Genomic DNA, 10,888 nt, shown 5'->3' with positions numbered 1-10,888 from the left:
GCATCTCTGCATGGTGAATCTGCCGTCGTACGGGCATGTGCTGCCGAGCCTGGAGGTGATCCGGGAACTCGTCGCGCGCGGGCATCGGGTGAGCTACGCGAACGATCCCGCTTTCGCCGACGTCATCACCGGTGTCGGCGCTGACTTCGTTCCGTATCGGTCGACGCTTTTGTCCTATTTGGACGGGCGTACGGAATGGCCGTCTGACGAGATCGCGCACCGGGACCTGTTCCTCGACGACGCGATCGCGATGACGCCACAGCTGCGGGCGGCATTCGAGGACGATCGGCCGGACCTGGTCCTCTACGACCAGGGCGTGGGCGCGGTGCGAGTGCTGGCCGAACAGTGGCGGGCGCCGCACGTGATGTTTTCGCCGAACTCCGTTCCCGACCGCGGCGACGACGAACTCCTGCGCGAATTCGAGGAGCGACGGCGTGATCCGCGCTTCTCCGTCCATTACCGACGGTGGGCGGAGTGGTTGCGCGACAACGGAATTCCGTCCGGCTACCTCGGCCGTCCGGTGCGGGAACTCGCCCTGATTCCGCGGGTGCTGCAACCCAACCCCGACCGGGTGGATTCTCGGCGGACCACCTTCGTCGGCCCCTGCTTCGGTTCCCGAGCGGAGACGTGGCAGCCGCCTGCCGGAGTGGAACGGGTGCTGCTCGTGTCGCTGGGGTCGACGTTCACCGGCAAGCCCGGCTTTTACCGGGAGTGCGTCGCGGCGTTCGGCGACCTGCCGGGGTGGCATGTGGTGCTGCAGATCGGGAAACACGTCGATCCGGCGTCGCTCGGCGAGTTGCCCGGGACGGTCGAGGTGCGGGATTGGGTGCCGCAGATGGCCGTGCTGGAGAAGGCCTCCGCGTTCGTCACCCATGGCGGGATGGGCGGGTGCGTGGAGGGGTTGTTTCACGGCGTGCCGATGATCGCGGTGCCCCAAGATCCGTACACCGATCAGCCGGACAACGCGGACGTCCTGGTGCGGCTCGGGGTCGGACGCCGAATCGATCCTGGCCGGGCGACTGCCGGGGTGTTGCGGGAGACCTTGCTGGAACTGGTCGGGTCGCCGGAGGTCGCGGCCCGGGTGGCGGAGGTCCGTCAGGAGTTGATGGCGGAGGGCGGGACCGAGCGGGCCGCTGATCTGATCGAGGCCGAGCTGGCGGGATGAGGGGTTTGTCCACATCGGACAGCATCAGGCCAAACTACGCAGGTCACTCGGCCACCCACCCGGGCCGGACCAGACCGGTTTCATACGCGAGCACGACGAGCCCCACCCGGTCCCGCACCGATAGCTTGCCCATGATGCGAGACACGTGCGTCTTCGCGGTCAGCGGGCTGACCCGCAACCGGTCCGCGATGTCCGCATTGGACAGTCCCGTTCCGGCCAGCGCGAGGACCTGCCGTTCCCGTCCGGTCAACGCGGAAAGCGCCGCCGCTGCCGACGGAACCGGCTTCGTGCGGGTGGCGTATTCCGCGATCAGCCTGCGCGTGACGCCGGGGGCGAGCAGCGCGTCCCCGGCCGCGGCGGCCCGGACGCCGCGCACGAGGTCGTCCGGTTCGCTGTTCTTCACCAGGAATCCGGCCGCGCCCCGGCGCAGCGCCTCGAAGACGTACTCGTCCAGGTCGAAGGTGGTGAGCATGACAACGCGCGTCCCGCCGCACCGCGGGTCCTCGGCGATCCGGCCGGTGGCGGCCAGCCCGTCGAGGCCGGGCATGCGGATGTCCATCAGGACGACGTCGGGCCGCAGTTCGCGCGCCAAGTGAAGCGCGGTCTCGCCGTCGGCGGCTTCGCCGGCCACCACGAGGTCCGGGCAGGTCTCCAGCAGCACCCGGATGCCCGCGCGCACGAGCGCTTGATCGTCAGCGAGAACGACCCGGATCGAGCCGGTCACCGGACACCGCCGACCGGCAAAACCGCGGCCACCCGATACCCACCACCGGGAACCGGACCCGTCGTGAGCGCGCCACCGAACGCCACGGCACGTTCCCGCATCCCCGGCAACCCGTTGCCACCTCCCGAAGCTCCTCCACGGGGACGACCCCCGCCGTCGTCCGTCACAGTCAGCTCGAGCCGGTCGTCGGCGCAGGACAGGCGGAGTCCGACGGTCGCGCCCGCACCGGCGTGCCGGATCGCGTTCGTGACCGCTTCCTGGGCGATCCGGTACGCGGCCTGGTCCACCGGGACGGGCAACGACGGCAGCGCGTCCTCGATCTCGGTCGCGACGCGCAGTCCCGCCGCGCGCGCTCCGTCGAGCAGTTCGGCCAGGTCGCCGGGTTGGGAAAGCCGAGGGCTCGGGCGGTACGGGACGTCGCCGGAGTCGGGTGCGCGCAGCGCGTCCAGCACCGCGCGCACCTCGCCGAGCGCGGAGTTTCCCGCGTCCTTGATCGCGGTCAGCGCCTGTTCGACGGCTTGCGGATCGCGCGGGAGCAAGGCGAGCCCCGCGTTGGCCTGGACCGTGATCAACGCCAGCTGGTGCGCGAGCACGTCATGCAGATCGCGCGCGATCCGGAGCCGTTCGTCCCCGGCGCGACGCAAGGCCTGTTCCCGCCGGGTTCGCGCTTCCCCGGCTAGCTCGGCCTCGCGGGCTTGGCGTGCCTGCCGACGTACCCGGACGAGTTCCGCGGCCACGGCCAGCACGAGGAACCAAGCTGCCAATCCGACCGCCGATCCCACGCTCGGCGAATCCCAGCCGGGCACCGGGACGCTGACGGCCAGCGCATACCCGGCGGCCAGCACCGCGTAGGCGACCGGGCGGCGGCCGAGCACCACCGTGGCGGCGAACATGAGGACCAGCGGCAGGAAGACCGGCGCGGGCACCGTGCCCAGCAGCAGATCCGCGACGTACATGGCGAAACCGGTCAGCAGCGCGAGCGTCGGGCGAGTCCGCCACCATGCCACGGCCGCACCGGACAAGGCGGCAGTCACCCATCCCGGCCACGAGCCGAGGGCAGCCGCTGCGGCGACCACGGCGAAAGCCAAGGCCAGCAACGCATTCCCGCCGCCCGGCAGACAGCGGGATGCCGCGGCGGCCCGACCAGATGTCACCAGACCATCGTCCGCGTCTTGAGGTGCTGGCGCGTCCGTCCGGAAGCGCATTTCCCGCTACGCTCCCGGACGTACTCCCGCGGGAGCAGGCCGAGATACGCCTCCGAAGCGACGCGCATCAACTGCGGATCGCCGCATGATCCCTGCCATGTCCACCACCACTACCGAATTCCGCGTCCGCACCGGCGTACTGGCCGCAGTGTCCTATGTGGTCTTCTTCCTGGCGTCCCTCGTCTTCCCGGGCCTGCTCGGGCAGAACCGAGGCGCGTCCATCGTCACGCCGTACTCGACCAACTCCGAAGTAGCGGCCTACCTCGCTGCGACCAGCCACGGCGGCGTCCCGATCGCCGCGTTCTGCCAAGCCGTCAGCGGCCTCGCGCTGCTGGTCTTCGCAGGCTGGTCAGCCAGCTACCTGCACCGCCTCGGCCGCGATGCCCATGCCGCGCTCGCCCGCACCGCCGGGACCGCGGCCGCGGTGTTCCTCCTGCTCTCGGCGAGCATCCAATGGATCCTGTCCCTGCCCGGAATCACCGACAATCTCGCCGTCTACCGCGCCGTCACGGACCTCAGCTTCACCACGGGCGCGGCCGTCCAGATCGCCACCATCGGGCTCCTCACCGCCGCGGTCGCGACCGGCGCACGCATCCCGAAGTGGCTCGCCTGGTTCGGCCTCGGGGTCGCCGCGCTTTCCGTGCTGTCGATGCTTTCGCTGCTGGCCAAGGGATTCTCGCCGTTCCTGCCGATCGGCCGCTACCTCGGCATGGTCTGGTTCCTCGGCCTCGCCGCGCTCCTCCCGCTGCGGGCGCGTCCGAGGAGCGCGGACCGCTACCCGGCGAACCGGTAGCCGACGCCGCGGACCGTCTCGATCAGGGTCTGTTCCCGCAGTTTGCGCCGGAGCTGCCGGACCACGACCTCCAGGACGTTCGAGTCCGGATCGGCCATCCGGTCCCACGCGTGCTCGATCAGCTCCTTGCGCGGCACCGGCGCGCCGGCGGCGGCCATCAAGCGTTCGAGGACCAGGAATTCCTTCGGGGCCAGGGTGAGCAGCACGCCCGCGCGGCGCACCTCGCGGGTGCCCGCGTCGAGTTCCACGTCGCCGCGGCGCAGGACGGCCGGGCGGGTCCGCGGCGCGGGGCTCAGCCGGCACAGGCTGCGGACGCGCGCGACCAGTTCGGCCATCTCGAACGGTTTGACGAGGTAGTCGTTGCCGAGCTGCAGGCCCGCGACCCGGTCGGCGGTGCTGTCGCGCGCGGTCAGGAACAGCACCGGCACGAGCCAGCCGGACCGGCGCCGGTGCTGCACGTAGCCGAGGGAGTCGCCGGAAGGCAGCATCCGGTCGAAGACCACGCAGTCGTAGGCGTTGACGAAGAGCGCTTCGTCGGCGACCGGCAGATCGGCCACCGCGTCCACGGCGAATCCGGCACTGCGCAACGAAACGTCGAGAGCTACCCGCAAATTATCATCGTCTTCGACCACCAGCACCCGCACGAAGCCCAGGTTAGCGGGCGACCGCCGCCTCGATGTCGGCGATGCTCAGGCTCCGCAGTTCTTCGAGCGTCGGCACCCGGCCGAGCAGCCGCAACCGCTGGGACTGCGACTTCCGCACGCCCTCGAACAACCGCCGCGCGTCGCGGGCGTTGCCGAAGTTCTCGTCGCCGGAGATCCGCGCGAAGTGGTCGACGAGCACCGGTTCCGCGGCCGCGTCGAGTTCGTAGTCCTGGCTGGAGACCATCCGTTCGATGATGCCGAGCAGTTCGCCGGGGGTGTAGTTCTCGAACTCGATCGTCTTGCCGAACCGCGACGCGAGCCCGGGGTTGGCGGACAGGAACCCGGCCATCTCCTTCGTGTACCCGGCCACGATCACGGCGACCTCGTCCCGGTGGTCCTCCATCATCTTCACCAGGGTGTCGATCGCCTCCTGCCCGAAGTCGCCGCCCGCCGAGCCTGCCCGCGACAGCGTGTAGGCCTCGTCGATGAACAGCACCCCGCCCTTGGCCTCCTCGAAGATCAGCGCCGTCTTCTCCGCGGTGTGGCCGATGTACTGGCCCACGAGATCGCGCCGCGACACCTCCCGGAACTGGCCGTGCGGCAGCACCCCCAGTGCTTGCAGCAGCCGCCCGTACAGCCGGGCCACGGTCGTCTTCCCGGTGCCGGGCGCGCCGGCGAAGATCAGGTGGTGGCTCGCGCCGCCGACCGGCAGGCCCGCGTTCCGCCGCCATTCGTTGACCTGCAGTTCGTCCACCAGCGAACGCACCTCGGCCTTGACCCGAGGAAGGCCGACCATCGTGTCGAGTTCGGTCAGCAGTTCGTCCGGCGCCCCGCCTCCGGAACCGGCCGGCCCGGTGGCCTCGACCACGACTGGGTTCGCGCCGTCGGCGAGGGAAATGCCCGGCTCCGCGGTGTTTTCCGCGCGGCACTCCTCGATGCTGCCGCCGCATCCGGCCGCGAACGCGATGCCGAAACCGCGCGAGTCCCGGACGGTGCACTGCCGCAGGAGCGGCGAGCTGTGCTGGGCCACGGCGATCCCGTCCGAGCCGGTCCGCGAAATGGCGCAGTTTTCCAACGCTGGGCGGCTGTATTGGTAGACGTACACCCCGCGCAGCCCGCACCCGCTCACGGTGCAACCGCGCAACACCGGTGCGGCCCCCATGCCGATCACGACGCCGTCCCCAGTCACCTCCTCGATGACGGTGTCCACCAGCCGTCCAGGGCTGCCTTCGATCACCACGCCCTGTTCGACCGCTTTCAGCGAGCAGCCGGTCAGCTCGAACGCCGCCGTCCCCTCGATCCGCACCGCGGGCCCGCGTCCGCCGGTGATCAGGCAGCGCCGTACGACCAGCTCCACGTTCTCCGTAGACAGCGCGCCCGACTCGCCCGCGTGCAGCTCGATTCCTTGCAGCGTCAGGGATCCGCCGACCGCGTGCAGCACCGGATGATCCGCTCCGGCACCGTCGACGATCACCTGCGCCCCGGCCTCCGCCGTCAGCGTCACGTGCAATCCGGACAGGGCGAGCACCTCGCGGTACCGGCCCTCGGCGACCGTGATCACGGCGTGGGCCGGAGCGACGGAGAGCGCGTCGCCGATCGTCGGGTACGCGCCGGGCCGGTCAGCGACCAGGAGGCGTTGTGCGTTCGTCATCAGCCCGCCTCGGCCATCAGCCAGCCCCGCCCGGCGGCCTTCGCCCCGGCCTGGAACCGGCTGCGCGCGCCGAGCCGGTTCATGATGTCGGCGACCATCCGCCGGACCGTGCGCACGGAGATGTCGAGCCGGGCCGCGGCGGATTCGTCGGTGCTGCCGGAACACAGCAGGGTCAGCAGATCGCGCTCGCGGCGAGTAAGCCCCGCGGCGCCCTCGCGGTCGTCGAGACTCGTCGGGATCAGCGGCACGGCCTCGGGCCAGATCCGGTCGAACAGCCCGGCCGTCGCCGCGACGACGCCGGGCAGCCGGAACACCGCCGCGGCCGAACTCCCGGCCCGGTCGTCCGGCAGCACCGCGGCCGCACGGTCGACGACCAGCGCGTCCATCGGCACGTCGGCCACGGTCCGCACGTCCGCCCCGGCGAGCGCCAGCCCGCCGAGCGCACCGGAGAGCCGGGCCGAATCGGGGCACAGCACGCGGTAACGCACGCCGGGCCGCAACGTCGCCTGGCCCAGCCGGCGCACGACGTCCGCCGGTCCCGGCCCCACGGTGGCGCACATGATCAGCACCTCGCTCGTGGCGGACGTCAGCAGCCCGTCGATTCCGGCCGGTCGCGGCGCCGAACCGCCGCCCGCGACCAGGCTGAGCTTCGCGCCCGTGCCCGGCTGCCGTTCCCGCAGCACCTTCCGCTGCGCGGCAACGAGTTCCGGCCCCGGTTCCCAGCCGAGTTCGCGAGCCAGCAGCTTCCGGGCGTGCTCGAACGCGGCGAGCGCTTCGGCCGGGCGACCGGCTTGCTGCAGGGCCAGCACGAGCCGCGCCCACGCGCTTTCGCGGAGCGGGTCGCGGTCGGCGACCTCGCGCAGCAGCGTGATCGCGTCCGTCGCGCGGTCCGCCGCGAGGTACGCCTCGGCGAGCAGGCACCGGAGCTCGGCGCGCCGTTCCTCCCAGTTCGCCGCCGCGGCCCGTGCGCCGTCGAACTCGAGACCCTCGAACGGCTCGCCCTGCCAGTGCCCCAGCGCGGCGGACAGCCGCTCGGCCGCGGTGTCGTACTTCGCGTCGGCCAGCGCCGCACGACCGGATTCCGCCAGCGTTTCGACCAGTTCGGTGTCCAGTTCGCCCGGCAGCAGCTTGATCCGGTAGCCGCCCGGCCGGCTTTCCAGCCGCTCCCCCACGCTTTGCCGCAGCTGCCACACGTAGCTGCGCAGGTTGCGCAGCGCGGAAGCGGGCACGGCCTGTTCATGCCAGATTCCGGCGATCAGCTGATCGACCCGGACCCAGGCGTTAGCGTGCAGGAGCAACACCGCCAGGAGCGCGCCCGGCTTCGTCGCCCTCAGCTCGATGCGGGTGCCGCTCGACGGGCGCGCCTCGAGCGGACCGAGTAGTTGAAACTGCATGCGCTAACTTTCCATCGGGACACCTGAGGTTTGGATGACAACGGTGATGGTCGTCGAAGACGACGAGAACATGCGGGTCGCGGTCGCCGCGCAGCTGAGCGCGGCCGGGCTTGGCGTGCACGTCTGCGGAGACCTCGCCGGCGCCGGAAGAGCGCTCGGCTCGCACGCCTACGACTGCGCGGTGTTCGACCGGATGCTGCCCGACGGCGATTCCCTCGGCTACGTCGACGCGCTCCGCCGCCAGGGCTGGCACACGCCCGTGCTGTTCCTCACCGCGCGCGATTCGCCGGCCGACCGCGTCGCCGGGTTCGAGCACGGCGCGGACGACTACCTGGTCAAACCGTTCGCGATGGCCGAGCTGACCCAGCGGGTGCTGAACCTGTGCCGGCGCAGCGGGTCGGACCGGCCCTCGGTGCTCCGCCACGACGACCTCGTGATGGACTGCGCGCGGCGCGAGGTCCGCAGGGCCGACGTGCTGCTCACCCTGTCGAACAAGGAGTTCGCCGTGCTCGAATACCTCCTCGTCCGGGCCGGGCAGGCGGTGAGCCGGGCGGAACTGCTCGAACACTGCTGGGCCGCGGCTCCCGAGGAAATGGGCGACAAGTCCAATCCGGTCGACGCGGTGGTGAAGCGGCTGCGGCGGAAGCTGCGGGAACCGGAACTGATCCACGCCGTGCGCGGTCTCGGCTACCGGTTCGGCGCTCAGTGAACGGCTCCGCCGCCGACCGGTTGCGCCGGCTGCGCTGGGTCCTGACCGCGCTGTTCACCACGATGAACGCGATCGGGCTGATCGTGCTCGCCTGGATCGTCGTCAACGAGGACGCCGACCGCGGGACCGCCGAGGTCACCTCAAGCCTCGACCGCGTCACGTCCGCCGTCAGCAGGCAGGTCGGCTACGACGGCGGCGTGGTCAGCTTCGCGCTCGTCAACAGCGACGAGCTGAACAACGCCTGCCCGCAGTTCGCGATCCTTCCCGGCGGCGCCCAGACCTTCCGGCCGCATCTCTCCGGCCGCACCTGCGTGCCGATGGACACCGGCGTGCTCAACGGACTCGCCGCCGACGCGATCCACACCGGCGGACTCGTCCAGGGCTACCAGCAGAGCACCGACGGCCGGTCGGTGCTGGTGCGCGCGCAACCGCTGCTGAACCCGTCCGGGAAGTACCTCGGGGCCGTCGTCGCGTCCGCCGACCTGACCGACACGGAGTCCGCCCACACGCAGTTCGTCCTGCTGGTGGTCGGCGGCTGTGTGCTGCTGATCGCCGTGCTCGGCTTCGCCGGACACCTGCTGTCCGGCCGCTCGATCCGGCCCGCGGCGGCGGCGTTGCAGGAACAGGAAGTGCTGCTCGCCGAGACCGCACACGACTTGCGCAGCCCGGTCGCCGCCCTGCGCGCGCTCGCCGAAACCGCCCAGGCGAACCCGGATCAGCGTGCCGCTCTGCTGCCGCGGACCGTGCAGCTGGCGTCCGATATGGGCAGCATCATCGACAGCCTGCTGGTCCGCGCCCGGCTCGCGGCCGGCGTCGAACAGCTGAACCTGCAACCGGTGTGGCTCGATCAACTGGTCACCGACATCGCCGAGAGCGCGCACACCGGAGGCGCACAGGTGACCGTGACGGCGGCCCCGACGAAGGTGAACGCGGACCCGACCCTGATCCGCCGCGCGGTCGGCAACCTGCTGGACAACGCGGTCCGATATGGAAGGCAGCCGGGCGCGGAAGCGATCGTGCACATCACCGTTTACGGCGGGACGGTCACCGTGGCCGACCATGGTCCCGGCATCGACCCGTCCACGGCTGCGGATGCCTTTGACCGGTTCAGCAGCACGGGCGGGTCGTCCGGACTGGGGCTGTCGATTGTGCGGTGGGTGGCGCAGGCGCACGGCGGGGTGCTGTCGGTGTACAACGCGGACGAGGGCGGGGCGATTTTCGAGCTGCGCTTTCCGCAGGCGGCGTAACCGGCGGCAGCTTCCGGACACAGCGGTCGGGAACCCGGCCTTCCGCACTACCTTCGGGTCCCGGAGGGAGGCACGGATGACCTTCGACATCATCGGTTTGTGCCAGCGGAAACCCGATCCGGAGATCCTGTTCGCCGCGCTGCTCGCGGCCGGACCGGAACTGCTCGCGGAGGTCCCGGACGGCCAGCCGCTGCGGCTGCGGCGTCCGGACGGGCGACAGCTGCTGACTGTCGCCGAACCCGTTTTCGTCGCGGTGCCGGGCGAAGCGCACCGGCTGCTCGGCCTCGCCGAGAACCTGCCGCCGCTGTGGTGGGTCGAAAGCCGGGCTCCCGACGGAGATCCCGGGGCCGAAGCCGCCGGGCGGGCCTTCACCTCGGCACTGGTCGCCGCGACCGGAGGACTCTCGTGGTCCAGCCGCTGACCGAGCACCCCGCCGCCGACCGGACCACCCCGGAAGCGCTGGTGGTCGAGCAATTCCGCCACGTCGTGCCCGACTCGCCGTGGCTGCGCACCGCGGCCGCCGCCGCTTCGCGCGACCGCCGCGCGCTGCAGCTGGTCACGTCCGAGCACAGCCGGCTCACCTATCCGCTCGAGCTGCTCCTTCGCGAAGCCGGTGCCGACTGGATCGTACGCGAGGAATCCGGCGCGCACCGGGACGGGTTTCGCGGGATCCCGTTGCACTGGAACGGAATCCGCTTCGTTCCCTCTCCCGGCGAGCCACGTCCGATCGTACCCGGGCCGCCGCCTGGCTCCGGCGACGCGGAACTCCGGATCACCACCGCGCGGACCGGCGCCGAGACGCCGCGGATCGGCGAGTCCGCCGCGTGCGCGATCCGCGCGCTGACCGGCCGCGACCCGCTCGGCTGGGGCATCGCCGAACCCGCCGCGCAGCCGTGGGGCGACCTCGCCGCCGCTGCCCGCCGCGTCCCCGCTCGCTTCGTCGTTGTCGGCTCCGGCTGCCTCGGCAGGCTGCGACTGTCCACAACGGACTCAGGGGTTGTCGAAGAAGTCCTGCTGAGCGGACCGGCGGCCGGGAGCGTCTCGCGGCACGCCGTCGAAGCGCTCGCCGACCGGCTCGCGGAGTCGGCGCAGACGATGCTCGTCTCCGTCCAACCGGGACGCAGCCACGGCCTGCGGTCCGCGAAACCGTCCCCGCCGTCGATCCCTTACGGCCTGCTGGCCGGTCCCGAACTGATCGCTCCTCGCGGCGTGCCGCACGCGCGCCAGGTTCCCGGGGTCCGGGCGGAGATCCTCGGCGCGGCCGGGCGGCACGCCGCCTGGTACCGCTTCGACGGCGGGCCGGAGGCTCCGATCGCCCAGTTGACCGCGGTGCTCCAGCACTTCGGGACCCGGTGA

General features: G+C 71.5%; 11 protein-coding genes. 6 read left to right on the top strand and 5 right to left on the bottom strand.

The window, feature by feature from the left end:
• The first annotated feature begins 10 nt into the window (after nucleotides 1-10).
• Complete coding sequence (locus AB5I40_RS02275) at nucleotides 11-1,165, top strand: macrolide family glycosyltransferase (RefSeq protein ID WP_370936746.1); 1,155 nt, start codon at nucleotides 11-13, stop codon at nucleotides 1,163-1,165.
• A gap of 43 nt (nucleotides 1,166-1,208) precedes the next feature.
• On the opposite strand, the gene AB5I40_RS02270 is transcribed toward AB5I40_RS02275, so the two are convergent.
• Nucleotides 1,209-1,889 carry a response regulator gene (locus AB5I40_RS02270; protein WP_370936745.1) on the bottom strand — a complete coding sequence of 227 codons (681 nt, stop codon included), beginning with the start codon at nucleotides 1,887-1,889 and terminating at the stop codon, nucleotides 1,209-1,211.
• Nucleotides 1,886-3,043 (bottom strand): sensor histidine kinase, encoded by a 1,158-nt coding sequence (locus AB5I40_RS02265; RefSeq protein WP_370936744.1) that lies wholly within the window; start codon nucleotides 3,041-3,043, stop codon nucleotides 1,886-1,888. Before AB5I40_RS02265 ends, AB5I40_RS02270 begins: the two co-directional genes overlap by 4 nt.
• Before the next feature lie 148 nt (nucleotides 3,044-3,191).
• On the opposite strand from AB5I40_RS02265, the gene AB5I40_RS02260 reads away from it, so the two are divergent.
• Nucleotides 3,192-3,887, top strand: coding sequence for a hypothetical protein (locus tag AB5I40_RS02260; RefSeq protein ID WP_370936743.1), 696 nt, complete (start codon nucleotides 3,192-3,194; stop codon nucleotides 3,885-3,887).
• On the opposite strand, the gene AB5I40_RS02255 is transcribed toward AB5I40_RS02260, so the two are convergent.
• From AB5I40_RS02255 to AB5I40_RS02245, 3 genes are read right to left on the bottom strand one after another with little or no spacing between them, the layout of a single operon-like run.
• Nucleotides 3,869-4,531 (bottom strand): response regulator transcription factor, encoded by a 663-nt coding sequence (locus AB5I40_RS02255; protein WP_370936742.1) that lies wholly within the window; start codon nucleotides 4,529-4,531, stop codon nucleotides 3,869-3,871. The genes AB5I40_RS02260 and AB5I40_RS02255 overlap by 19 nt on opposite strands.
• Before the next feature lie 10 nt (nucleotides 4,532-4,541).
• A complete protein-coding gene (locus AB5I40_RS02250; RefSeq protein WP_370936741.1) occupies nucleotides 4,542-6,182 on the bottom strand; it encodes a right-handed parallel beta-helix repeat-containing protein in 1,641 nt (546 codons plus the stop codon).
• Nucleotides 6,182-7,576: a BTAD domain-containing putative transcriptional regulator gene (locus AB5I40_RS02245; RefSeq protein WP_370936740.1), complete on the bottom strand. Its 1,395-nt coding sequence runs from the start codon at nucleotides 7,574-7,576 to the stop codon at nucleotides 6,182-6,184. Before AB5I40_RS02245 ends, AB5I40_RS02250 begins: the two co-directional genes overlap by 1 nt.
• Nucleotides 7,577-7,610: 34 nt before the next feature.
• On the opposite strand from AB5I40_RS02245, the gene AB5I40_RS02240 reads away from it, so the two are divergent.
• The 4 genes from AB5I40_RS02240 to AB5I40_RS02225 all read left to right on the top strand — a co-directional run bounded on the left by AB5I40_RS02240 (nucleotide 7,611) and on the right by AB5I40_RS02225 (nucleotide 10,888).
• The gene (locus AB5I40_RS02240) at nucleotides 7,611-8,285 is read left to right on the top strand and encodes a response regulator transcription factor (protein ID WP_370936739.1); all 675 of its coding nucleotides are present in this window, start codon (nucleotides 7,611-7,613) and stop codon (nucleotides 8,283-8,285) included.
• Nucleotides 8,282-9,532 (top strand): sensor histidine kinase, encoded by a 1,251-nt coding sequence (locus tag AB5I40_RS02235; RefSeq protein ID WP_370936738.1) that lies wholly within the window; start codon nucleotides 8,282-8,284, stop codon nucleotides 9,530-9,532. The genes AB5I40_RS02240 and AB5I40_RS02235 overlap by 4 nt, the downstream gene beginning before the upstream one ends.
• A gap of 76 nt (nucleotides 9,533-9,608) precedes the next feature.
• Nucleotides 9,609-9,953: a hypothetical protein gene (locus AB5I40_RS02230; protein ID WP_370936737.1), complete on the top strand. Its 345-nt coding sequence runs from the start codon at nucleotides 9,609-9,611 to the stop codon at nucleotides 9,951-9,953.
• Complete coding sequence (locus AB5I40_RS02225) at nucleotides 9,938-10,888, top strand: DUF6177 family protein (RefSeq protein WP_370936736.1); 951 nt, start codon at nucleotides 9,938-9,940, stop codon at nucleotides 10,886-10,888. Before AB5I40_RS02230 ends, AB5I40_RS02225 begins: the two co-directional genes overlap by 16 nt.

Origin of the sequence: Amycolatopsis sp. cg13, from assembly GCF_041346965.1 — a bacterium.
Classification (GTDB): Bacteria; Actinomycetota; Actinomycetes; order Mycobacteriales; family Pseudonocardiaceae; genus Amycolatopsis.
The sequence above is the reverse complement of the archived record's forward strand: the minus strand, read 5'-3'. Positions and strand labels throughout refer to the sequence as shown.